The 23,150-nt window shown below is 63.9% G+C and carries 18 protein-coding genes and 1 pseudogene; 10 read left to right on the forward strand and 9 right to left on the reverse strand.

Translation table 11 applies throughout. The features are described 5' to 3' along the window. Nucleotides 1–145: 145 nt before the first annotated feature. The 5 genes from ACXAJT_RS13915 to ACXAJT_RS13935 all read right to left on the reverse strand — a co-directional run bounded on the left by ACXAJT_RS13915 (nucleotide 146) and on the right by ACXAJT_RS13935 (nucleotide 5,146). A complete protein-coding gene (locus tag ACXAJT_RS13915) occupies nucleotides 146–1,039 on the reverse strand; it encodes a hypothetical protein (RefSeq protein WP_475236186.1) in 894 nt (297 codons plus the stop codon). A gap of 66 nt (nucleotides 1,040–1,105) precedes the next feature. Beyond that, entirely contained in the window at nucleotides 1,106–2,041 is a 936-nt protein-coding gene (locus ACXAJT_RS13920; protein ID WP_475236187.1) for a sulfotransferase, read from the reverse strand. After that, nucleotides 2,038–2,709, reverse strand: coding sequence for a glycosyltransferase family 2 protein (locus ACXAJT_RS13925; protein ID WP_475236189.1), 672 nt, complete (start codon nucleotides 2,707–2,709; stop codon nucleotides 2,038–2,040). The genes ACXAJT_RS13920 and ACXAJT_RS13925 overlap by 4 nt, the downstream gene beginning before the upstream one ends. A 608-nt stretch (nucleotides 2,710–3,317) precedes the next feature. Further along, the gene (locus ACXAJT_RS13930; RefSeq protein ID WP_475236191.1) at nucleotides 3,318–4,634 is read right to left on the reverse strand and encodes a polysaccharide pyruvyl transferase family protein; all 1,317 of its coding nucleotides are present in this window, start codon (nucleotides 4,632–4,634) and stop codon (nucleotides 3,318–3,320) included. Beyond that, complete coding sequence (locus ACXAJT_RS13935; protein WP_475236192.1) at nucleotides 4,592–5,146, reverse strand: hypothetical protein; 555 nt, start codon at nucleotides 5,144–5,146, stop codon at nucleotides 4,592–4,594. Before ACXAJT_RS13935 ends, ACXAJT_RS13930 begins: the two co-directional genes overlap by 43 nt. Nucleotides 5,147–5,640: 494 nt before the next feature. Here ACXAJT_RS13935 and ACXAJT_RS13940 point away from each other — a divergent pair, with 494 nt between their 5' ends. From ACXAJT_RS13940 to ACXAJT_RS13955, 4 genes are all read left to right on the forward strand, one after another. Continuing rightward, entirely contained in the window at nucleotides 5,641–7,086 is a 1,446-nt protein-coding gene (locus tag ACXAJT_RS13940; RefSeq protein ID WP_475236194.1) for a mannose-1-phosphate guanylyltransferase/mannose-6-phosphate isomerase, read from the forward strand. Nucleotides 7,087–7,136: 50 nt separating this feature from the next. Further along, nucleotides 7,137–8,519, forward strand: coding sequence for a phosphohexomutase domain-containing protein (locus ACXAJT_RS13945; RefSeq protein WP_475236196.1), 1,383 nt, complete (start codon nucleotides 7,137–7,139; stop codon nucleotides 8,517–8,519). A 430-nt stretch (nucleotides 8,520–8,949) separates the two neighbouring features. Beyond that, complete coding sequence (locus ACXAJT_RS13950; RefSeq protein WP_475236496.1) at nucleotides 8,950–9,726, forward strand: acyltransferase family protein; 777 nt, start codon at nucleotides 8,950–8,952, stop codon at nucleotides 9,724–9,726. A 29-nt stretch (nucleotides 9,727–9,755) separates the two neighbouring features. After that, complete coding sequence (locus ACXAJT_RS13955; protein ID WP_475236197.1) at nucleotides 9,756–11,174, forward strand: acyltransferase family protein; 1,419 nt, start codon at nucleotides 9,756–9,758, stop codon at nucleotides 11,172–11,174. Between the two features lie 48 nt (nucleotides 11,175–11,222). Here ACXAJT_RS13955 and ACXAJT_RS13960 read toward each other — a convergent pair whose 3' ends face one another. Next, entirely contained in the window at nucleotides 11,223–12,608 is a 1,386-nt protein-coding gene (locus tag ACXAJT_RS13960) for an IS1182 family transposase (RefSeq protein ID WP_475236198.1), read from the reverse strand. 266 nt (nucleotides 12,609–12,874) lie between these two features. On the opposite strand from ACXAJT_RS13960, the gene ACXAJT_RS13965 reads away from it, so the two are divergent. Further along, the gene (locus tag ACXAJT_RS13965; protein ID WP_475236199.1) at nucleotides 12,875–13,336 is read left to right on the forward strand and encodes an SGNH hydrolase domain-containing protein; all 462 of its coding nucleotides are present in this window, start codon (nucleotides 12,875–12,877) and stop codon (nucleotides 13,334–13,336) included. 160 nt (nucleotides 13,337–13,496) lie between these two features. Here ACXAJT_RS13965 and ACXAJT_RS13970 read toward each other — a convergent pair whose 3' ends face one another. Together ACXAJT_RS13970 and ACXAJT_RS13975 are read right to left on the reverse strand one after the other, a co-directional pair. Then, nucleotides 13,497–14,327 (reverse strand): SDR family oxidoreductase, encoded by an 831-nt coding sequence (locus ACXAJT_RS13970; protein WP_475236200.1) that lies wholly within the window; start codon nucleotides 14,325–14,327, stop codon nucleotides 13,497–13,499. A gap of 174 nt (nucleotides 14,328–14,501) precedes the next feature. Continuing rightward, nucleotides 14,502–16,091: an acyl-CoA dehydrogenase C-terminal domain-containing protein gene (locus ACXAJT_RS13975; protein ID WP_475236498.1), complete on the reverse strand. Its 1,590-nt coding sequence runs from the start codon at nucleotides 16,089–16,091 to the stop codon at nucleotides 14,502–14,504. 159 nt (nucleotides 16,092–16,250) lie between these two features. On the opposite strand from ACXAJT_RS13975, the gene ACXAJT_RS13980 reads away from it, so the two are divergent. Further along, nucleotides 16,251–17,126 carry an MBL fold metallo-hydrolase gene (locus tag ACXAJT_RS13980; protein WP_475236201.1) on the forward strand — a complete coding sequence of 292 codons (876 nt, stop codon included), beginning with the start codon at nucleotides 16,251–16,253 and terminating at the stop codon, nucleotides 17,124–17,126. A gap of 387 nt (nucleotides 17,127–17,513) precedes the next feature. Here ACXAJT_RS13980 and ACXAJT_RS13985 read toward each other — a convergent pair. Beyond that, nucleotides 17,514–18,123 (reverse strand): annotated as a pseudogene (locus ACXAJT_RS13985) (IS5 family transposase); the annotation flags it as partial. A 163-nt stretch (nucleotides 18,124–18,286) separates the two neighbouring features. Between ACXAJT_RS13985 and ACXAJT_RS13990 the strand changes: the two are divergent. Genes ACXAJT_RS13990 through ACXAJT_RS14005 form a run of 4 tightly spaced genes read left to right on the forward strand, consistent with a single transcriptional unit; the run spans nucleotide 18,287 to nucleotide 23,127 of the window. Further along, nucleotides 18,287–19,858, forward strand: a complete 1,572-nt coding sequence (locus ACXAJT_RS13990; protein WP_475236202.1) for a sugar ABC transporter ATP-binding protein — start codon at nucleotides 18,287–18,289, stop codon at nucleotides 19,856–19,858. Beyond that, nucleotides 19,855–20,847 (forward strand): ABC transporter permease, encoded by a 993-nt coding sequence (locus tag ACXAJT_RS13995; protein ID WP_475236204.1) that lies wholly within the window; start codon nucleotides 19,855–19,857, stop codon nucleotides 20,845–20,847. The genes ACXAJT_RS13990 and ACXAJT_RS13995 overlap by 4 nt, the downstream gene beginning before the upstream one ends. Next, nucleotides 20,844–21,869, forward strand: a complete 1,026-nt coding sequence (locus ACXAJT_RS14000; protein WP_475236205.1) for an ABC transporter permease — start codon at nucleotides 20,844–20,846, stop codon at nucleotides 21,867–21,869. The genes ACXAJT_RS13995 and ACXAJT_RS14000 overlap by 4 nt, the downstream gene beginning before the upstream one ends. 46 nt (nucleotides 21,870–21,915) lie before the next feature. Beyond that, a complete protein-coding gene (locus ACXAJT_RS14005; protein WP_475236206.1) occupies nucleotides 21,916–23,127 on the forward strand; it encodes a sugar ABC transporter substrate-binding protein in 1,212 nt (403 codons plus the stop codon). The last annotated feature ends 23 nt before the right edge of the window (nucleotides 23,128–23,150 follow it).

Below are 23,150 nucleotides of genomic sequence, written 5' to 3' on the forward strand. Positions count from 1 at the left end.
CCTAGCAAATTAAACGTGCCGCGCCAGCGAGCGCATTAGCGCATTCGACCGGACGATCGGTGGCCGCCGAACGGGTTATCGGAGGTCTCCAGCTTATGGGTCGGCGCTGCGCGCGGCACCTCCCCTCTACTGGCCTTCTGGTGGGTCAGCGCGGCAACTGGTGTCTTTCGAAGAATTTGGGCGTGCGCAGCACGCCAGCGGTGCTGGCCGTCAGCGCGGAGAAAAGCCGGATGTCCTCGCGCAGAATTCTCTCCGCGACCGGCACCTGCGCCTCGGCTTTCGGAGCTTTGCCGGACGCATTGCTGTGCATGATAGGGCGTGCGCTGGCGAAGCTGATATTCATCAGGGCCTGTACCGAATCCATGCGGTCCATGCAGAACAGCGCATCAACCAAAATCTGCCCGTCAGCGTCTGCGATAAAGGCACATTGCTCTCTGAAATGATGCCAGTTCATGATGTTATTGCGGAAGCTCTCGTCTTCGAGGCGGGCCAAGAACGCCGGGTAGTCCTCGATGTCAGTCAGGTATTTATCGCGAAACCGGAGGTCTGGCCCGGTGCTCGCCATTGTCTTGAGATAGGTGAAGGCAGAGCGTAGGCGCGCCCTTGGATTCCGGATGATGGCGAAGCTGAAACCGCCCTCGACAAGGCGCTTGGGGAGAACGGCGTTAAAGAACTGCATGGAGTGATGGCCCATGAGTTCGCCGTAGAGGGTTTCTGCGACCGACGAACCCGCGTTCTTTGGAATATGCACGAAGGTCATGCCAGAAGGGCTGATTACTGAGGCGAGCCGCTGCGTGCGCCACTCCTCCAGGGCACCCTTCGCAGTGCGCACCGGTTTGGCCAGCGGGCGCATCCCCGGCAGTTTCCAAATCGGATGCCGCGACGGGCCCAGCCCCGGCGGCGGGCCGTGCGGCACGAAACGCGCGTCCGGGTCCAGATCGCCGGCGCCGCCGAGCCCGGCGATCCATTCGATCGCCCGCGCGCTGGCGGCTGGGGACTCTGTTTCGAGGGTCATAGCGTGTTGCGTGTGGGTCATCATGCCTTGGGTCATGGCTAGGGCGCGCGCCGATCCCTCACGGCCGGATCTCGCGTGTGCCGTGCCTGTTCACTTTGCATTGCGCCAGACATCCAGTGGCCTGCCAATCATCTCTTCGAAGCGATCAATGCGCGGCATGAAATAGTCGCGTAGCCAGACGCGGGTGTCTTGGTCGTCCACCGTGCCCTTGTCGAAGCTGACCGTGGCCATGTCTCTCAGCCTGTCGACCACGGAGCGCGGCAGCGCCTCGCGTGCGTTAGCCCAGATCGCGGAATCGCGAAGCGTACGAACGAAGCCAAACCGCTGCTTGCGGCTCACTTTCGATGAGACATGAACGTCTGCGAGCTCGTCTTTGGAAAACGCATGATCCGCGATGCCAAGCCAGTCGAAGAGGCTGGTCATGGTTTGGCGACGATCGTGGCGCAGATCTTCGGCAAGGAGCACGTGGATCTGGCTGCGATCGAAGACCTTCAGATACTCTGACAGCTGCTTGGCATAGTCGGAGGTGTCGCGATAGATCGGGTTCTGGCGGATCGCGTCGTCGAGGGGCAGGGGTTCCTGAAACTCCTTGGCGCGCTGCCAGTAATGCGCGATCGTACGCGACACTGGTTCCCGTACCGCATAGATGATCCGCGCGTCCGGCACGGTCTGCGCGATGCGCGCCGCAACGCCCGAGCGGTGCGGACTTTGCGCGTAGTAGACGCTCGCCTCGCCGCGATATGCTTTATCGGCGCCGCCGCTGAACAGAGAGCCATAGGCCGAGATGTCGTGAGAGGCCGGATTGCGGGCCATGATCGGCCAAGCCTCTTCAAGTTCAGCCTGATTAACGAAGTAGCACGGCTCCTTGATCTCGCTCATGTAGATCTGCGGATGGACCTTGAGGTAGGCGTGCAGCGCGGAAGACCCCGCCTTGGAGGCCCCGATGAGGAACAGGTTCGGCATGGAGCTTGCGGTCAGCTCCGGCCGTGCGGCAAGCGGGGTGATCGTCTCGGCATGGTGGGTCATTGCAGCGTCAGAATCCTTTCCGGGTGGGCCCTGCCGAGGCAGAGATCTGCGATCGCGCGCCAGTTTCCCCGAAGCCGTCCTCGACGGTCGACCCACGGTTCGGGGCGCAGAGCCTTGACGTGATTGGACAGGAAGTTCCGGATACAGAGCTTCATCGCAAAGCGCGGTCGCATCGAACCCTTCCGCCACAGGTAAACCGGATTGGCGATCTGGCTGTAGCCGAGCATCTCGCCCCGTTTTTCCCGCCCTCGCTTCATGCCACAATGGGCACCAATGAACGCGTCGGTGGTGAACTTCGGGCCGGGCACCCGCGCGGAGAAATCGATATCCTCCTGCCATCCATACAGCGGCAGACGTTCGTCGAAGCGAACTGCTCCCACCGCCGATACGCGAAAGGCCATGTTGCAGCCGTAGAGACCGATCCGTGACGCAATAATCCGAGGCTTGGCATTGCGCACGTCGACGCCCGCGTCGCGCTCCCATGTATCGACCATCACGGCGGCGGCGTCGAGCGCAATGCCGGGCCCGTTGATGCCGTCGGCGAGCAGCGTGCCGGTAATCCCTGTGACATGCGGGAATGCTGCAAAAAGCCGTTCGATCCCCTCGATTGCGTGGCGCGAGGGCACATAGTCGTCATCGAAGAAGACAACGATGTCGGAGTCGTCCAAGGTCATCTCCAGCCCGACATTTCGTTGCCTTGGCAGCCCCTTGGGCGAAATCGCGACCTCCGGTCGCGGAATACCGTTCTCTTCGGCGGCAGGCCGCCAACTGCTCGGAATGTCCTCAACGCCGGGAACTGATACGACAATTCTGTGTGCGGGCCGTGTCTGCATCTGGAGGCGTTGCCAAATAAAGGTAAGGCACTCGGGGCGTCCAGAAGAGCATATGACAACGGTTATTCGAAGCGGCTGAGGCACGGAAATACCCATTTCTTGGAATAAGGGCTGTCTTCGCGAAAGATGAGAAAATAAATATCAAAGGAAATAGGAATAGGGAGGCGCAGATTTGCCGCGCCAGAGGGCAAAATGTATAAGTGAAAAAACTGTGAGAAACGAAAGCAAGCAAAACTACAAGGAAGAATAGTGCGTGAAGTATGATTGCGCTTCTAGAAGTATGGGGCGCAAGCTAAGAATTGCAATCTGCTTTTGGCGGCGTTGGCTCCCCACCTCCGGGTTTCGCGTGGGGTGCCTCAATATTTTGCACAGCGCCGGGCTCTGCCCGAGGTGAAAAATGGATGAGGTTGCACCTCCCGCTGTCGGAACGTCGCGTGCGTGTGTCATGCCGCCGAGACCGCAGCTTGCAAGCCTGCGTTCAGTGCGCGACCGAGCCCTGCCTTGGTTTCCGAAAGAACTGCGCGATGCGTCGCCGGGTCGATGCCCGCCGCAAGGCTGCGCTCCAGCAACGCGGAAGCCGAAGCGACCTCAACATCTCGCGCCGCGAGAAAAAAATCTGATCGTCCTGTCGATCCGAAGAAGCTTTCCACTTTTTGGTCCCAGCCGAGGCCCACGACCGGGATACGGTATGAATAGCCCAGGATGCAGGCGTGCAGCCGATGCGCGACCAAGCCACTCAGTCCGCCGATCATTCGCGCAAGTTCGGCGGGGGTGTCGGGCGCGGCAAGGAATTCGACGCCCTGCTGGCGAAGATCGGGTCGTTTCGCCAGCTGCTGCAAAACGTCACGGTCCTCACGGGCGCCATTGCAAAACAGCGCAACGGCATGGCCGCGCGACGCGAGCGCCTTTGCGAGGCCGGCGAAAAACTCCGGTCCGCTCGCTGCTCCGGGGGAGTCGTCTGCGTGATAGGCGAGGATCTGAGCAGCGGTTACCCCGATCCCAACGCGATGTGTTGCCGCGACTGCCCCGTAACATTCGGCAGCGAGCAGGCCGGGATCTCGGGTTATCTCGGGGGCCAGCGTGTCGAGGCCCGCAGCCTGACATTGCGCGCTCCAAGCATCGACCGATTGCATGTCGCGCAATCCAATCATTTGCAGGTTGGTGTTGATGACCCGCGTAAACAATTCGGTGCCGCGCCGCGACCAGTTCCCGGCGACACCGGCGGCATGTATCACCACGGGTACACCGGCGTCGGCGAGAACGTCACTGGCGCGCGCGACTTTTAGGCAGAAATTCAGGTCGGCGTCGGAGAAAAGCTGCCCGCCACCGATAATCGCAAGGTCTGCGTGCGCAACTGCGGCGCGCCACTCGGCCTCGATACGGTCGAGCATGCGCGAGAGTTTGGCGCTGACCAGCCTTTGACGCAGAGCCTTCGGCAGACGGCTCAGCAACTGGATGACAAGCGCCCGGTTGCGCAATGTCACATCGCCAAAGTCTTGCCGGCCAGATAGATCGATCCGCTTGAACTCGGCGTCCGGCAGAAGGCTTTCGAGCGCGTGCGCAAGGCAATCGGAAATGACGCCATCCCCGACGTTTGGGCTATAAGGCACGGCAAATTGTACGATGCGTGGTGCGCCCCGGTAGGTCCGATCCGCTGCGTCTGAAACCGAAGGACGACCGGCGTGTGTCGAAAGGCCCGTATCCGGAGCTTGGCGCTCTAGTCCCATGGCGATCCGGGCATGGTTTTGGGCGGCTCCCACGTCTCCCCCCAGCGCGATACCTGGGGGTTCTCTGGGTCCTTCTCGGGGCAGTGCTCACGCGCCATAGCCGCCTTCGTGTTGGTCAGGCAGTTGCAGGACGTACAGATTTTTGCGTCCTTGCCGACAATGACTGTCGCGCCGCGATAGATCAGCGTGTCAGGGGCCGGCGCCTGGAATGGGCAGGCGCGGCACGCTTCTAGCCGACGCTGGATATCCCAGGGCTTGGCGTGTTCCAGCCCTTCCATACCCCATTTGAGGACGCTTCCGGCAGCCTTGGCGCCTATGGCCAGCGACGAAGGTCGCGCAGGGGATTCCGCCGTTGCGATGAGCTTCTCCATCACGCTAGGGAGCTTGCGCGTCGCATAGAGGGCCTTGGCAAAATGGGGGTCTTCAAGCGCCCGGCGCGTCACCGAAAGAGGCAGCCGCCGGTCCAGCCCCAAGTGGTCTCTCAGCAGCTCTGACGCGGTGCCAAGATCCGGAGCATCGAGAATATCTCGAGTCAGATAATGCATTGTGGGCCTATGTACGGATTGAAAATACTTAGCCCAAGCGTAGCAGCACCTTTGGCATCGGCCAAACGAATCCAAGGCTCGATTTGCCGCGCTGTGGGGCCGTGGGCTGGGATGCCCGAAAGATGCGCAGTTCGGGCAAGTCGAGATGAATCGTATTTGCCCGCCGCTCTACAATATCCCTCTCGCAAGGCGCGTACGCTTGTCGATCTAAGAGGTGAAGTATTTCACGCGAATATTTCGCTCGGAGGTCCTGAGAACGCGAAAATAAGGTCGCTTTCCGGGCGATTTTTGCGCGCAACCCGATTTCGCCGTACGCTTGTGGTCCGGCTACTCAGATGCTGAACAATTTGTCACATCGACCAGCATGATCTTGCGGAAACGGCGAAATTCGCGACGCGTGTCAATCGAGGGATGAAATCGTTCCGGCAAGCGCGCATCATCATGACATAGAGATTGAAGCACCTTTTTAGATTTGATTTCTTGAGAGGTTTGCAATGCAAACGATTACTCCTGTGATTCTTTGTGGTGGATCGGGAACGCGGCTCTGGCCGGTCTCGCGCAAAAGCTATCCCAAGCAATTCGCAAAATTCATGGGGTCCGAAAGTCTGTTCCAGCAGACGGCGCTGCGCATGAACGGCGGCGGTGCCTTCGCCAAGCCCGTGGTGGTGACAAATTCGGATTTTCGCTTTGTCGTCACCGAGCAACTGGCCGCGGTGCAGATGGAACCCGGCGCCATCCTGATCGAGCCCGAGGGACGTAATACCGCCCCCGCCGTCTTGGCGGCGGCGCTGCATCTGCAGGCCAAGGATCCCGAAGCGATCATGCTGGTGGCACCGTCGGACCATCGGGTTCCAGATTGCGCGGCGTTCCGGGCTGCCGTGGACCGAGGACGCGGAGCTCTGGAGCGCGGCAAGCTGGTGCTTTTCGGCATCCAGCCCGACCGACCCGAGACCGGCTTTGGCTATCTCGAACTGGGCAGCACAGAGGAAGGAAGCGCGGGCGGTACGGTCTCGCTGAAGCGTTTCGTCGAAAAGCCCGACGCCGCCACCGCTTCCGCGATGCTGGCGCAGGGCAACTTCCAATGGAACGCTGGCATCTTCCTGTTCCGGGTCAAGGACATACTGTCGGCGCTGGAGACCCACGCCAGCCAGCTTTTGGCACCGGTGCGGACGGCGGTGGAACGCGCCGAGGTGGACCTTGGCTTTTTGCGGCTTGAGCCCGAGGCGTGGCGCGATGCCGAGGACATCTCCATCGATTACGCGGTGATGGAGAAATCCGCCGATCTCGAGGTGGTGCCCTTTGACGGCGGCTGGTCCGATCTTGGCGGTTGGGATGCAATCTGGCGCGAGATGGAGCAGGACGAGGGCGGGGTGGTGTGCAATGAAGGCGCAACGGCGATCGATTGTACCGGATCGCTCCTGCGTTCCGATACGGCATCCTTGCAACTCGTTGGAATCGGTCTGAAGGACATTGTCGCCGTGGCGATGAACGACGCTGTGCTGGTGGCCAGCCGAGAGCGTGCTCAGGATGTGAAGCTTGCGGTGGATGCACTGAAGTCCAAGGGCGCGAAACAGGCGGTAGAGTTTCCGATGGACCACCGCCCCTGGGGCTGGTTCGAAAGCCTTGCGGTGGGCAGCCGCTTTCAGGTCAAGCGCATCCATGTCCACCCCGGCGCGGCGCTGTCGCTGCAAAGCCATGTGCATCGCTCGGAACATTGGATCGTGGTCGAGGGCACGGCGCGGGTCACCGTTGACGGTGAGGTCAAACTGGTGACCGAGAACGAGAGCATCTACGTGCCGCTTGGCGCGGTGCATCGGCTGGAAAACCCCGGCAAGATGCCGATGGTGCTGATCGAGGTGCAGACCGGATCCTATGTCGGCGAGGATGACATCGTGCGCTACGAGGACGTTTACGCCCGCGGTCAGGGCGCCAGAGGGTAGTGGCCCCACGCCGCCCACCTGCCCGCGCCGCGACGGAGCGAGGAACAGATATGGCCCCGAAGTTTGGAAACGGCGGCCTGCGCGGTCTGGTGGTGGATCTGACGCTCGTGCTGGTCGCGGATCATGCACGCGCCTTTGCTGCCGCCTGTTATCACGGCAGCACGCTATACCTCGGGCGGGAGCTGCGCCCCTCCAGACCGCGCATCACGGGCGATATCATCGCTGCCGCCCGCGCCGAGGGGCTGCGGGTGATCGACTGCGGCGCGCTGCCCGCCCCGGTTCTGGCGCTGGCGGTGCTTGAGGCCGGCGCCGGGGCGATCATGGTCACCGGCAGCCACATTCCCGCCGACCGCAACGGGCTGAAGTTCTACACCCGCCGCGGCGAGATCACCAAGGTCGACGAGGCGGCGATCACCGCCGCGCTCGGCCGCCCGGCGGGCAGGGCGCGCGGCACGCTGGCGCAGGACCCGCAGGCCGCCGCCCGTTTCGTCGCGCGCTATACGGAAACGCTCGGGAGCACGGCGCTGGCGAGCAAGCGCATCGGTCTTTATGCCCATTCCGCCGTCGGCCGCGACGATCTGCGCGCCATGCTGGCAGGCCTCGGTGCCGAGGTGCTCGAACTGGGCCGGTCGGAAAATGTCATCCCCGTCGACACCGAGGCGGTCGATCCCGACACCCGCGCGCAGATCCGCGCCTGGGTGCGCGAGCATCAGCTCGACGCGCTGGTGTCGACCGATGGCGACAGCGACCAGCCGCTGCTGGCCGATGAGACCGGCGCCCTCGTGCCCGGCGACATCATGGGCCAGATCACCGCCGAGGCGCTGCGGGCCGAGGCGGTGGTCACACCGATCTCCTCGAACTCCGGCGTCAGCCGCAAGGGCTTTGGCCGGGTGCGGACCACCCGCATCGACTCGCCTTTCGTGATCGCGGGTATGGAAGAGCTTGGCGGCAAGGTCGTCGGCTATGAGGCCAATGGCGGCTTTCTGCTGGGCTTCGAGGCCGCCGGGCCCGACGGCACATTGGCGCCGCTGCCCACCCGCGACTGCATGCTGCCGCGGATCACGGTGCTGATCGCCGCCGGGACCGGCCCGCTCTCGGCCCGCGTGGCCGACGAGCCGCCGGTGGTGACCCTGGCCGAGCGGCTGCAAGAGGTGCCGCAGGAGGCGTCTCAGCCCTTCGTGGCGCTGCTGCGCGAGGATGCGGGCGCGCGGGCAGAGTTCCTGTCGCAGCTCGGCGCGGCGGAGGCCGCCTGCGATCTGACCGACGGCGTGCGGATCACCCTGACCGATGGGCGCATCCTGCACATCCGCCCCTCGGGCAACGCCCCTGAGCTGCGGCTCTATGTCAAGGCAGAGAACCGCGCCGCCGCCGAGGCGCTGCTAGACCAAGGGCTGGATCTGCTGCTGCATAAGGTGCTCTGCGGTCAATCTTGAGCGCGCTCTCATACCTGCGAGCGCGTCCCTCGGCGAGGCAGCGGTCTTCCCAATGTTGGGACGATACAAACGCGCTTTGGATCGGTGCCGCCGCAAGGGCGCGGCAAACAGGGACAGTCGTGGTGAAAAATTGTGCTTGGCGCGTGCTTTGGCTTAGAAAAAGCGGGTGTTTCCCGCGGCTGGGTATCCTTGTTGCCTAGGTTTTGCGAGAATTTAGTACATGCTTGTGTGCAAAGCGGCCTATGCCCGCTCGTTTGACGTGGTTGCTGTGGGTTCGGAATGCCGAATTGATGGAGGCGTTCCGCGGTGCGTGCATCAGAAATTTCTTTAAATGACCTAAAGTTTTGATGGGCTGGGTACTTCTGCGCCTCTTCTAAGGTGAGCACGAAATGGCGCCGAGACGGCTCAGAGATCAGAGCGGAAAGACGCAATCCAATACTTTCGCGGGATCGCCGCGATGTTGGTGGTCTTCCATCACGCGCTGCATGAGCGCGATGGAAGCTTCTCACCTTTTCACGATGTGAACCTCGGGGACCCCGGCGTGATGATCTTCCTTGTCATCAGTGGTTTCGTGATGCTGCAGTCGTGTCGCGATGAACCAGCACTGACGTTCGCGCGGCGCAGGATTATTCGCATCGTGCCACTCTGCTGGATGTTTACGCTGGTCTTCTTCCTTTTGATCGCCAGAGCGGATTTCGCGGTGGGCGATCCCTTCCGGCGACTGCCCGAACGATTGTCCTTCTTGTTCTTCATCCCGCACCACCACAGCGGCGTTCCCGAGCAGATTTGGCCGATCCCAGTGCCGGGATGGACGCTGAATTGCGAGGCATTTTTCTTTGCATTCGTCTTGGCCGCACTGATGACTAAGGCGGGCACGCTTGGTCTGCAGGCGCGGTTGCCGGATATGCAGGTTGGAGGGCTGGGCGCAGATCATTTTCGTAAGCGTGCTGGGTGCGGCGGTTTGCGCGGTGATCGACAGCAAAATGCAACAGCCGGTGACCAAGGCCCTTCGCGGATTGTTCGAGCGGCACAGGATAAGTGCGATCACAATCGCCGGCTAGACCGCTTGACGCACAGCGGTACGACCAAACCTGCCGCGCGCTTCGCTTCTCCGCCGCATGGCGGTTCGCGACTGCCGCCGCGGCAACGAAGCAGAGAATGTAATGTTTTCAACCAGAACAGGGAATCGGTGGACGTGCGTATCTAGGTCAGACGAACGGATTTCTAAGAGGAGCGGTGGCCGTGACTTCAAGGACATATAGGCCCGATATCGACGGGCTACGTTGTTTGGCGGTTCTGCCAGTCGTGTTCAATCACGCAGGCATCCCAGCCTTCGACGGGGGTTTCATCGGTGTCGACGTCTTCTTTGTGATTTCCGGGTATCTGATCACCAGCATCCTGCTGAGGCAAATCCAGGACGGCAGGTTTTCCATCATCGCGTTCTACGAAAGGCGCGCCCGCCGCATACTTCCGGCCCTGACCGTCATGATATTGGTCAGTCTTGCAGGGGCCTGGTTCCTTCTGCTGCCCGACGAGTACATGGACCTTGCGAAATCAGCCCTTGCGACGCTGGCTTTCAGCTCGAATATCTGGTTCTGGCTGGCACCCGGTGACTATTTTGGCAACGGAGTGATCCTCGAACCTCTGGTGCACACGTGGTCTTTGGCCGTCGAAGAGCAATTCTATTTGTTCTTTCCGCTGCTTCTCGCCTCGATCTCTGGCATGAACCATACCGGGAAGGTCTTGCTTATCGGTTGCTTGTGGCTCGGGTCCTTCCTCTTGTCGGTCTGGGCGACCGATATCGTGCCCACCGCAAATTTCTATCTCCTGCCCACGCGGATGTGGGAGCTCGGCCTGGGTGCGCTGCTTGCGACAGGCGTTCTTTCACGGATCACCTCACGGGCGAGCCGCGAATGCGTCGGCCTGGCAGGTCTGGCTGCTCTGATGGCTGCGTATATCTTTATCGATGAGGCCACGCCGTTTCCGGGCATGGTGACGCTTCCAGTCTGTCTCGGGACCGCAGCGCTGATCTGGTCCGGCAGTCACGACGATCGCGTCTTGGCCAACCGGCTCATCTCATGGGCACCTATGGTCTGGATCGGTCTGATGTCCTATTCTCTCTATTTGCGGCATTGGCCTGTGCTGGTTGCGGCGCGCATTCTGGGCGGGAGCCTGGAGCTGTCGGCAGAGCAGTGGGCGATCTGCATCCCGCTTTCGGTCGTCTTGGCTTGGATAAGCTGGCGCTATGTCGAAAGACCATTTCGGCGCAGCACGGCGGGATTTCGGCTTGGACGGGCGGGCATCTTCAAGGCATCGGCGGCTTCCTATTCGGCGGTGGCGCTTGCGTCGGTCGCGGTTCTGATCTCCGCAGGCGGGGTTGAGCGAATTGATCGGGCGGCGATGGTCGCCTACGCCGAAGCGACCGACCGGAATCCCGTGGATCAGCGCTGCATGTCTGTGTCCGTCGGGACACCGTGCAAGATCGGGGTAGAGTTCGACTCCCCTTCCGAGGTGGACCTTGTGCTGTGGGGGTACTCCCACGCCGGTTCGCTGTTGGCGGGCCTCGATCCGTGGATGAAAGAGCAGGGGCTCTCGGGGTATGCTTTCACCAAGATCGCCTGTGCGCCTATTCCGTTGAAAAACTCGGCTCGGTGATCGCGTTGCCGCTCGCCCAGGATTTGCGGTGCCTGTGCCTATCCTTCCTCAACAGGCGACCTGTGGGATCGGAAGGAGCTTTGCGAGCTTCCGGAGGTTCTGTGCGGCGGCTGCGAGGTGGAATTCATCACGTGCGCCGCTCGGGCCTCGCAATCGGAGACGGTTGAGGCCCAGGATGCGCTTCAAATGCGCGAAGAGCATCTCTACCTTTTTCCGGAGCTTGCAGGAGATCGCGTAGTCGGGCGTCTGAGCAATCGCACGCGCCCGATCCCGGGAGGGCTCGAAGATCGACCGGAGGATTTTCCGCGAGGGCGTCTTGGGGCAGCAACGCGCTTTCAACTCGCAGGCATCGCAATCAGTCTTGCTCGCCCGATAGCGAAGCATGCCATGCTCATCCGGCGTCTTCTCCCGGGGTTTCGCGAAGGTCCGGCGGCTTTGCTTCAATTCCTTGCCGCCCGGGCAGGTGTAAACATCGCTCGCGACGTCATAGTTGAAGTCGGCGCGTTCGAATGTTCCGTCCCGGCGAGCTGACTTGTCGAACACCGGGATATGGGGTGCGATGCCGCGCTGCTGATCCAGCCAGTCCAGCATGACGCCGGTGCCGTAGGCGGTGTCGGCGATCAGCCGTTCCGGTGCGATGCCGAATGTATCGTTCACCCGGTCGATCATGGTCCGCACCGATCCAACCTCGGCCTGGCGGATCGACCGGGTGGCCTCCACATCAAGGATCACGCCGTTGTCGGTATCGATCAGGTAGTTGGTGGAATAGGCAAAGTAGGCCGGACCTCCCCGAGCCCCGGTCCATTGCGAAGCGGGATCGGAATGGGAGGTGAACTTCGGCTCGACCGGGCTCGCTGCGCCAAAGGCGGCATCATCGAGTGTGTCCAGGTATTCCCTGGCAGCCCGAGGCGCGTCTCCGGGGTCGATGCTGGCGGGGTGCCAGTCCGACTTCGGCGTGGAGTTCTGCCGGTTCGCGTCAGCCTGGATGATGCTGGCGTCCGCGGCGAGGCGCTGGCCGCTGGCCAGGCCCTCCGCGATGCACCGGGCCACCACGGTCTCGAAGAGATGGCGCAACAGGTCGCTGTCGCGGAAGCGGCCATGGCGGTTCTTGGAGAAGGTCGAATGATCCGGCACCGGGACGGTCAGATCGAGGCGGCAGAACCAGCGGTAGGCAAGGTTGAGATGGACCTCCTCGCAGAGCCGGCGCTCGGACCGGATGCCCATGATGTAACCCACCAGAAGCATGCGGATCATTAGTTCCGGATCAACCGACGGCCGTCCGGTGGAGCTGTAGAATGGCGCCAGGTGCTGCCGGATGCTGGCCAGGTCGACGAATTGATCAACCGATCTGAGCATGTGGTCCGGCGGAACGTGCGTTTCGATCGAGAACTCGTAGAAGAGAGCGCTTTGCGCTTCCTGCCGGGACCCCATCATCGCCGTTCACCTCAAGCTGCCGCAGCCAAATTGAATCAGCGGCCAGCCCTTCAGGCAAGCCGAGTTTTTCAACGGAATACGCCGGTTCTGGGAGTTCGGAGGGCTGACCGGGCGTTGAGCCACCGTTGCGACGAAAAGAACGAGACGGCGATTGAATGGATCGAACAACTCGAAGGCCATGCCCCGGTTTTGCTTTTCGGGCGTTGGGCGCTTGCCGTCGAGGGGACCAGACCGGCGGGCGAGGCCGGGCGTCCGGGCGTCCGGTCGTGCTGGCGCGCACGGGCCGGACCAATGGTGAGGTGGCGCAGAATGCGCAATTGGTTCGCGCGGGGCTCGAAGAGATTGCGACCCGTTTGATGGATGTTGGCCACCACCCAGTCTTCCTCACCGGCATCGCTTTCGCGGGCACCCATGTTCCAAAGGAAATCCTGCGCTCAGCCCTTTTCGGAAAACCGCCCAACCTTTCGACCGCGCCTTCGGCTTTTGAGCATCGAAACGCGGAAGCCAATCTGATCCTTTCAGAGATTTCCGAAGGGTATGGCGCCTCGTTGATCGATACCTCATTCGTATTTTGCCGGACAGTCTGCCTGACCGCGATCAACGGGCGCCCCATCTATCGCGACGATGATCATCTGAGCGTTTTCGGGGCGACCTTTCTTGTCGAGGGGATTAGCGAGCAGATCAAGGCCAACCTCGACGAGCAGACCGCGGTTGGTGAGCCGAAGTAGTGTCCGCGCTTGGCGGCGGCAGCGCCATCGGGATGCGATTGAGCGGCGTTGGCATGGTCAATGCAGGCGCGCGTTGTGAACAGGGATCCGCAAGGGGCAGCGTAAAAGTCGTGCCCATTGGCCACATCGTTCGCCTCTGGCCCCTCGCGATCTGACCCGGTCAGCTTTCCGAGGCGACGAAAAGGTCGGGCAGCAGCGGCTCGCCGGGGTCTACGGCATAGCCCGAGAAATCCGCAACGCCCTGCGCGCGCAGGACCTCCTCGTCGATGAAAAAATTGCCGCTGCAGGACCTCGCGGGACGGGTCAGGATCGCATGGGCGGCATCGGCAACGATCTGTGGCGTCCGGCAGTTCCTTGACTGGACCGCGCCGCCAAGCATGGCAAGCGCCGCGGTGTCGATGACAGTGCGGGGCCAGAGCGCGTTTGCGGCGATGCCGAAGCTGCGGAACTCCTCGGCCCAGCCGAGCACGCACAGGCTCATCCCCATCTTCGAGATCGTGTAGGCCACATGCGGGCCGTACCAGGCCGGATCGAGCGAGGGCGGCGGCGAGAGCGTCAGCACATGCGGGTTCGCGGCGTTCTTCAGCGCCGGCAGGCAGGCGCGGGTGACCGCGAAGGTGCCGCGCATGTTGACCTGCATCATCAGGTCGAACCGTTTCATCTCGGTGTCGGGGGTGGGCGTCAGGGAGATCGCGCTGGCGTTGTTGACCACGATGTCGATGCCGCCGAAATGATCCTCGGCCTTGCGCGCGGCCTCGGCCACCGCCGCGTCGTCGCGGATGTCGAGCTGCAGCGGCAGGGCGCGCCCGCCGTGCGCCTCGACCTCCGCCGCGGCCTCCTCGATGGTGCCGGGCAGGCGGGGATGCGGGGTGACCGTCTTGGCCGCCAGCACCACGTTGGCGCCGTCACGCGCGGCGCGCAGCGCGATGGCCCGGCCGATGCCGCGGCTGCCGCCGCTGATGAAGAGTGTCTTGCCGCTCAAGGTGTCCATTCCGCTCACTCCCTTTCGCCCTGTCTCTCAATGGAGGTCATTCTTGCGCCGCCCGGCCCATCAGGCAAAGCCGTGCTGCCGATTTCCTGCGCGCTGCCCGGTGACCGGCTGCGCAGGGTCTGAGTGAGACGCGGGAAGGGGGGCCGTCGTGCCTTCCCGCGGTCGGCTCTCCGCTCAGAAAGCCGCCTCGTCCAGCGCCATAAGGCTCTGGCTGCCGGCCATGATCTGGGACAGCAACGCGCCGGTCTGAGGCAGCACCCGTTCCATGTAGAACCGCGCCGTCACCTGCTTGGCGGCATAGAAGCCGTCGGCATCGCCGGTTTCCCGGCTCTTGGTCATCGCGGTCTCGGCCATGCGGGCCCAGAGATAGCCGAGCGCCGTCAGGCCAAAGAGCCGCATGTAGTCTGTCGCCGCCGCCCCGGCCTCGTCCGGGTTGGCAAGCCCCCTCTGGGCAACGGTGCCGGTTGCGGTCTGCAAGCGGCCAAAGGCCTTGGCGAGCGGCGCGATGTAGGGCGCCATCTCGGGGTTCTCGGCGTGGCCTTCGATGTACTCCGCCACCGGGTGGAAGAACCGCCGCAGGTACCGCCCGCCGTTTGCTCCCAGCTTGCGCCCCACGAGGTCGAGCGCCTGAATGCCGTTGGTGCCTTCGTAGATCTGCGTGATGCGGGCATCGCGGACGTATTGCTCCATGCCGTGCTCGCGGATGTAGCCGTGGCCACCCAGCACCTGCATCCCGAGGTTGGCATTCTCGAAGCCGAGGTCGGTGAACAGTGCCTTCACGATCGGCGTCATCAGTGCCACGAAATCCTCGGAGGCCTTGCGCACCTCCGGCTCGGGGTGATGGGTGGATTTGTCGAGCTCCTTTGCCACCCAGACCGCCATCGCCCGGCAACCCTCGGTCGTGGCGCGCTGCAGCAGCATCCGGCGCACGTCGGGATGCACGATGATCGGATCGGCGGGCTTGTCGGGGGCCTTGGTGCCGGTGAGCGAGCGGCCCTGCAGGCGCTCGCGGGCATAGGCGACGGAGCCCTGATAGGCGGCCTCGGCCAGTCCCTGCCCCTGACCGCCCACGGCGAGCCGTTCGTTGTTCATCATGGTGAACATCGCCTGCAGGCCCTTGTGCGGCGCGCCGACGAGCCAGCCCTGCGCGCCGTCGAAGTTCATCACGCAGGTCGACGAGGCCTTGATCCCCATCTTATGCTCGATGCCGGAGCACATCACGCCGTTGCGCTCTCCCGGGGTGCCCTCGGGGGTGGGCAAGAACTTCGGCACAAGAAAGAGGCTGATCCCGCGCGAGCCCTTGGGGGCACCCGGCAGCCGCGCCAGCACGAGGTGGATGATGTTCTCGGTCAGGTCATGCTCGCCGGCGGAGATGAAGATCTTGGTGCCGGTGATGCGGAAGCTGCCATCCTCCTGCGGCTCGGCCTTGGTGCGCAGAAGCCCCAGATCGGTGCCGCAATGCGGCTCGGTCAGGCACATGGTGCCAGACCATGTGCCATCGACCAGCTTTGGCAGGTAGGCCTGCTTCAGTTCGTCCGGGCCGTGGCTGTGCAGCGCCAGATAGGCGCCGTGCGACAGGCCGGGATACATGCCGAACGACAGGTTCGCCGAGCAGATCATCTCGGTCACCAGCACGTCGGCGGCAGCGGGCAGACCCTGCCCGCCATAGGCCGGGTCGCAAGTGATCGCCGTCCAGCCGCCCTCACGGAACTGGCGGTAGGCCTCGGGGAAGCCGGCGGGGGTGCGGACGATGCCGTTTTCGATTCCTTCGTTGCAGCCTTCACCCTCTGATCAGGTCACTGTTCCGTCCGTGTCCCGGCTTCTGGTTGTCGCGCATTGGTCGAGACGCTATCGGGCGGCTTGCAGCCGTCGCGCCCACGCATGCGGGCCGGCGCTCCAGACCCGCCACTTTTGTGAGGCCGCATGCTCAGACCATCCCTCGCTGCAATCATGGCGGCCGTCATCACCGGTTCTGCGTTCGCCGATGTCACACCGCAAGCACAGCGGCTCGCCGAGCTTGGCATTGCTGCTTCCACGGCATTCCCCGGCTATGCTTCGCTCTGCGAGCTCGAGGCTCGGATTCGTGACGTCAATGTCCCGCGCAGTCCCGGCACACAGCGCAGCGCAGCCTCGCGGAGCGCCCGAGAGACAGCCCCACCCGAACCAGTTCCGCCGACTCAGGTCTTCGACAATCTCTGGTTTCTCGGAACGCCGTCGGTGACCGCATGGCTTTATGGAACCGACGATGGCTACGTCCTGATTGACGGGCTGAACAGCGATGAAGAGGCCAAGGAGATCATTCTTGGCGGCATGGCGACTCTCGGCCTTGATCCCGCCGGCATTCAGGCTGTTCTGGTGACCCATGGGCATGGCGATCACTATGGCGGCACGGATTTCATCGCGCAAACTTGGGGTCGAGGTGCTGATGTCGGCGCAAGACTGGGATCTTGTGGAGCGGCTCGGGACGCATCCGCCCTTTGGCCCACCGCCGGAGCGTGGCGGTGTCGTGACCGATGGGGAGACCCTCCATTCGGCGGCTCGAAGCTGACGATACACCTGACCCCTGGGCATACCCCTGGCACCGTGTCGCCGGTGTTCGAGGTCACCGATGGCGAAAAACGCATGTGGCCATCCTGTGGGGCGGAACCGGCTTCAACTTCGGCCAGACCCGGTGAAAATTCGAAACCTACGCGGAATCTGCCGCCAGAATGGCTCGGATTTCAGAGCAGGCAGGGGTCGACGTGGTTCTGTCCGGTCACCCTCGGCGGGATGGAACTCTGCCCCGGCTCGCGGCGCTGACAGAGCGGACCGAGGATCACCCGCATCCTTGCGTGCGCGGGTCCGGCAGTCTTGACGTGTTCACGGTTCTCGAGAACTGCGCTCGGGCCCAGGCCGAGCGCTTTTCCGTCCCGGATGAAGAGTGACTTTGGTTTCTGCGACGGTTCATTGCTTTGGTGGGGCAGCTTGCGTTTGTAGGCCTACGACAGTCTGGCCACTGTAGCCTGCGTCTTCTCATGTCGCTCGCGGGGGCTGCAAACGCATTCAGCCATCGATAACCTTAAGTTCAAAAGCGCTTCTTCGCCACCTAAACGCGGCAACAAGAGACAAACATAATTTGGCCTTATACGAGGGTTGAGGGAAATGGCCCAATTATCTCCCCTGAGCGCTCTTTCTCTATCGCATGGCGTGGCACCTGCGTGTGGCGTAAGCACCATCCGCGGTGACCTTGCCGAGTTCCACGTCAGCGGGGATTTGGTCAAGAAGCTCGGGCAGCATGGGCGAGTCGCCGATGTTGCTTCCGGTGATCTCGATGGCTCGGATCTCCATCGTCCGTTCGTCGACGCCGATGTGGAGCTTGCGCCAAAGCCGGCGTTTCGCGCCGCCATGCTTGCGGGCGTGCCATTCGCCTTCGCCCTCCGCCTTGATGCAGGTGCTGTCGATCAGCAGGTTCAGCGGCCCCTGCGAGCCACGGTAGGGTATGGTGACGGCTAGCGTCTTCTGTCGTCGGCTCAGCGTGCTGAAATCCGGCACCTTCCAGTCGAGGCCGACGAGCCGCAGAAGGCTCTCCACGAGCCCGGGCGTCTGCCGGAGCGCCATGCCGAAAAGCACCTTCATCGTCAGGCATGTCTGGATCGCGGCATCGCTATACTCTGGTTGCTTGCCTCTCTTGTGTAGGCGGCGGCACCCAGGCCATGTCCGGGTCGCACCAGCTCGTAAGGGAGCCGCGCCGCTTCAGCGCTTTGTTGTAGGCCGGCCAGTTCTTGGTCTTGTAGTTCGGTGGGATGGGTCTGCTCATGCAGACCAGCTACCACCCTGAATTTGCTGGACGAATCCCTTAACCGGCCTTAACGCAACAAAGCCTCTTGACGCGAATCCCTTTAGATGCTGGTAATGGGAACGTTCTCTGAGAACGTTCCCATTACGCGGAACGACCTCGGGGGCGCAGGGAGGAGACCACCATGTTCGACGATCGGCCCGAGCCTTCGGGAGCCGAGCCCGGTGCGGAGCGCGCCGCGCTGAGCGCTGCAGGATTGCACAAGACATATGGCGCAACCGTGGCGCTGGAGCACGCCGACATCTCGCTCGCGGCGGGGAAGGTTCACGCACTGCTGGGTGAGAACGGCGCGGGCAAATCCACGCTCGTGCGCATCCTGACCGGTGCCGTCGCGCCCGACGCGGGCACCATGCTGCTGAGTGGCACGCCCTACGCGCCGCAGTCGCTGCTCAATGCCCGCACCCGCATGGTCGCCACCGCCTTCCAGGAACTGAGCCTCGTTCCCAACCTCAGCGTCGCGCAGAACCTGCTGCTGCCCGATCTCCCGCGCGCCTTCGCTGGCATGGTCTCGACGCGGCGCACGCTCGAGGCCGGGGCCGAGATCCTCGCCCGCCACGGGCTCGAGCGGATCGACCCCGCCGCCGAGGTTGCCAAGCTGGCGCTCGCCGACCGGCAGCGCATCGAGATCACCCGCGCCATCGACAACGCGGGGCAGGTGCTGATCCTTGACGAGCCCACCGCCTCGCTCGCGGAAACCGACTGGCTGTTCGACCAGATCCGGCAGGCGACTCGGCGCGGGGTAGCGGTGCTCTACATCTCGCACCGGCTTGCAGAGGTCCGCGAGATCTGCACCGAGGCCACCGTGCTGCGCAACGGCACGACCATCGCCTCGGTCGACCTCGGCGATGCGTCCGACGGCGACATCTTCGAGATGATGGTGGGCCGGAAATCCGCGCATGAGCGCAAGCCGCGTGCCAAGCGGCCCGCGTCGGACGCGCCGGCGCGACTGGCGGTCAGCGGGCTGTCGGGGCACGACCTGCATGACATGAGTTTCGACCTGCGGCCCGGCGAGATACTCGGGGTCGCGGCGCTCGAGGGGCAGGGGCAGCAAGAGTTGTTCCGGATGCTCGCGGGCCTTGAAAGCCCGCATTCCGGCCGCATCGAGGTGGACGGCACGCCGGTGAAACTGTCCGGGCCGCGCGACGCGCTGAAGACCGGCAGCGGCATCGCCTACCTGCCCGAAGAGCGCAAAACCGAGGGCATCCTCTCCGGCCTCAGCGCCGCCACCAACGTTGTGCTTCCGGTGATGGGGCAGGCGGCGCGCGGCACGCTGATCTCGCAGGGGCGCGAGATGTCGGTGGCGCAGGCCGCCGCTGACCGCGTCGAAATGAACCCGCGCTACCTGAGCTTTCCCATCGGCGAACTGTCGGGCGGCAACCAGCAGAAGGCACTAATCGCCCGGACCCTCGCCACCGGGGCCAAGACGCTGCTGCTGTTCGACCCGTCGCGCGGCGTCGACGTGGGCACCAAGCAGTCGATCTACACCGCCATCCGCGCCTTTGCCGACGAGGGCGGGGCGGTGCTGTTCTACTCGTCCGAGCTTCCCGAGATCGTCCAGCTCGCCGACCGTTGCCTCGCCTTCTACGGCGGGCGCATCACGCGCCATTTCGAGGCCGCCGAGATCACCGAGCAGTCCCTCGTCGCGGCCATGCTGGGCCACGTCGCCCCGGAGACCACCGAAGGAGTGCCCGCATGACCGACGCACAATTGCAACACCCGACGTTCCATGACAGCCGCCCCGGCCTTGCCACCCGCTTCCTGACTGGTGCCGGGCTGATCGTGATGGTCTACGTGCTGCTCTACGTGCTCTACGCCGTGCAGCAGCCCAAGGCGCTGACCTCCTATTCGATCGCGGCGCTGATCAACAACACCGCGCCGCTGGCACTGGCTGCCGCCGGGCAGGCGATCATCGTCGTCAGCCGGGGCTTCGACCTGTCGGTCGCGGGTGTGATCTCGATCTGCAACGTGGTGCTCGCCGTCTACCCGCTGGAAGGGTCGGGCGGCGCCGCCGTCTCGGTACTGATCTGCCTTGCCATTGGCGCGGCGGTGGGCGTGGTGAACGGCTACCTCGTGGCGGTGCTGAAGCTCCAGTCCATCGCCGCGACGCTTGCCACTATGATCATCTGTCAGGGCATCGCGCTTGTGATCCTCAAGGCACCCGGCGGCTGGGTCGCCGAGTGGATTTCCTACGAGATGACCGACCGGCTGTGGGGCGTGATCCCGGTGTCGGGGCTGGTGCTCGGGGTGGTGCTGCTGATCTGGATGGTGCTGCGGCGCTCGCCCTTCGGCATCTCGCTCTACGCCATCGGGGCCGACGAGATCTCGGCCGCGCTGTCGGGCATCAACACCACCCGCGTGCGGCTGGTGGCGCATGTGGTGGCGGGCTGCGCCTACGGGCTCGCGGGTTTCATGCTCAGCGCCCAGACCGCAACCGGCAACCCGTCGTCGGGCACGCCGCTTCTGATGCTGACCTTCGCGGCGGTGGCGCTCGGCGGTACCTCGCTGTCTGGCGGTCGCGGCGGTGTCTTCGCCACGATGATGGGCGCGGCCACGCTCACGCTTCTGCAAAAGGTGCTGTTCTCGGCCGGGATCGCGTCGTTCTACACCGGCATGTTCCAGGGCGCGGTGCTGATCCTCGCCGTTGTCTTCAGCGCATTTCTCGTTCGCCTCGGAGACCGCAAATGACCGCCACAAGCAAGACCGCCACCCCCGAGACCGGCTTCACCCAGACCGGAGACACGCGCGGCAGTGCCAAGCTCACCCGCGAGACCGTCAGCACCGTCAGCGTCGCGATCCTGTGCGTACTCCTGCTGCTGAGCGCGCGGCTCATCAACCCCGCGCTTGGTTCGTGGTCGCAGGTGGAAACCGTGCTGGTGTTGGGCTTCTTCCTCGTGGTGCTGTCCTTCGGTCAAGGTGTGGTGATCCTGACCGGCGGGCTCGACCTGTCGCTGCCCGCGACGATCACCATGGGCGGTATCCTCGCGACAAGCTGGGTGGGTGCCGGTAACCCCGGAGAATGGTACTTGCTGCCCGGCGTGCTGGGGGCCTGCGGGCTCGTGGGGCTGGCCACCGGCGCGGGCGTCCTCTGGCTGCGCGTGCCGCCGTTCATCATGAGCATGGCGATGTCGATCATCGTGGCCTCTGGGCTGCTGGGCTACACCCGCGGCACGCCGCGCGGCGCCGCGCCCGACGCCGCCGTCGCGCTGATGAAGAGCCAAGTTCTCGGCCTGCCGACGCCGGTCGTTGCGCTCGTGATCTTCGCCGTCGCGGGCTGGCTGTTCCAGAGCCGCACCGTCTACGGCCGCTACCTCTACGCCGTCGGCACCAACGTCGACGCGGCGCGCAACGCCGGTGTTCCGGTCGCGCTGGTGCGCATCCTGCCCTACGTCATCAGCGCCGTCTGCGCCGGCTTCGTCGGCATCGCGCTGGTCGGCTACTCGAACGGCGCCACGCTGCGCATGGGCGACGACTACCTGCTGCCCTCGATTGCCGCCGTGGTGATCGGCGGCTCGTCGATCCTCGGCGGGCGGGGCACCTTCCTCGGGACCGTGGGCGGCGCGCTGCTGCTCACCATCCTCGGTACCATCATCTCGGCGCTAGGGCTCGAGTTCGGCCTGCGCACGATCATCGAGGGATCCATCATTCTCGCGGCGCTTCTGCTGCTGCGCGAGGAGCTTTTCCAGAAACTGCGCGGTCTCGGTCGCTGAGGACCGGGCGCGCGCAAAGTCAGGGCTTGTCAGGAGGAGAGACAACATGAAGACGACTGCACTGAAGACGACGGCGGCGGGGCTCGCGCTCACGGCGGCCACGCTGGGGCTCTCGAACGCGGCGCAGGCCCAGGAGAAGTTCAAGGTCTACCTGAGCCTGTCCTACTCCGGGAACGCCTGGCAGTCCGAGGCGGCGAACATCGTCAAAGCGCTGGCGCAGACGCCGCCCTACGACGAGATGGTCGAGCTCGAAGAGGTGATCTCGGGCACCGACCCGCAGGCACAGATCTCAGCCTACGAGAGCATGATTGACGAGGGCGCGGACGCCATCATCAGCTTCCCGATTTCCTCGACCGCGCTCAACCGCACGATCAATCGCGGCTGTGAGGAGGGCGTGCTGTTCTTCATGTATGATGCCACGGTGACCGAGAGCTGCGCCTACAACGTCAGCTACCTTTCGGCGGGCTTCGGCGAGAACACCGCGCAGGCGCTGGTCAACGAGCTGGGCGGCGAGGGCAAGATCTTCCTTTCGCGCGGCGTGCCCGGCAACTCGGTCGACCAGCGTCACACCGACGGCGCGATGCATATCTTCGACCAGTATCCCGGGATCGAGGTGGTCGCGGAATACTATTCCTACTGGGACGACCGGACCACGCAGCAGGAAACAGCCAAGGCATTGACCGCGCATCCCGACGTTGACGGCATCTGGGCGCAGGCCGGCGAATACGGCGCGATCCAGGCGATGCTCGACGCGGGCGACCGGCTGGTGCCGATGACCGGCGAGAACTCGGCAGGCTTCCGTCTCGCGCTGGCCGACCCGAAGATGCAGGAGAAGGGCCTCGCAGGCGTTTCGGCGGGCTCGCCGCCGGCGCAATCGGGTTATGCCTTCAAGTTGGCGATGGAGATCCTCACCGGCAAGCGCGAGCTCGAGCCGATGAACATCGAGTATCCGCTGCCCTGGGTGCCGGCGGACGCGGTGAAGGTCTGCGAGGGCGACAGCTACGAGAGCGGCTGCAACGTCTTCCCGCCGAGCAAGGTGCCCACCTCCTTCGTCTCCGAGGTGCTGAACCCCCAACTGCTGCCCGAGGTCAACGTGGAGTCGGCGCTGAACGGCACGGCGGTCGAGGGCGCCGAGATCCAGCCGTTGCCCGCCGAGGTGACCGAGGCGGCCAACGAGCCGGGCATAAACTGCACCCGCTGCGACGCGCCCGAGGATCTCTACAAGCTGACCAAGGTCGAGGCGACGGTTCAGCCGTAAGTCATGCCATCGGCGCCCGCTCT

It is taken from the genome of Salipiger sp. ABF4_146, from assembly GCF_056161345.1.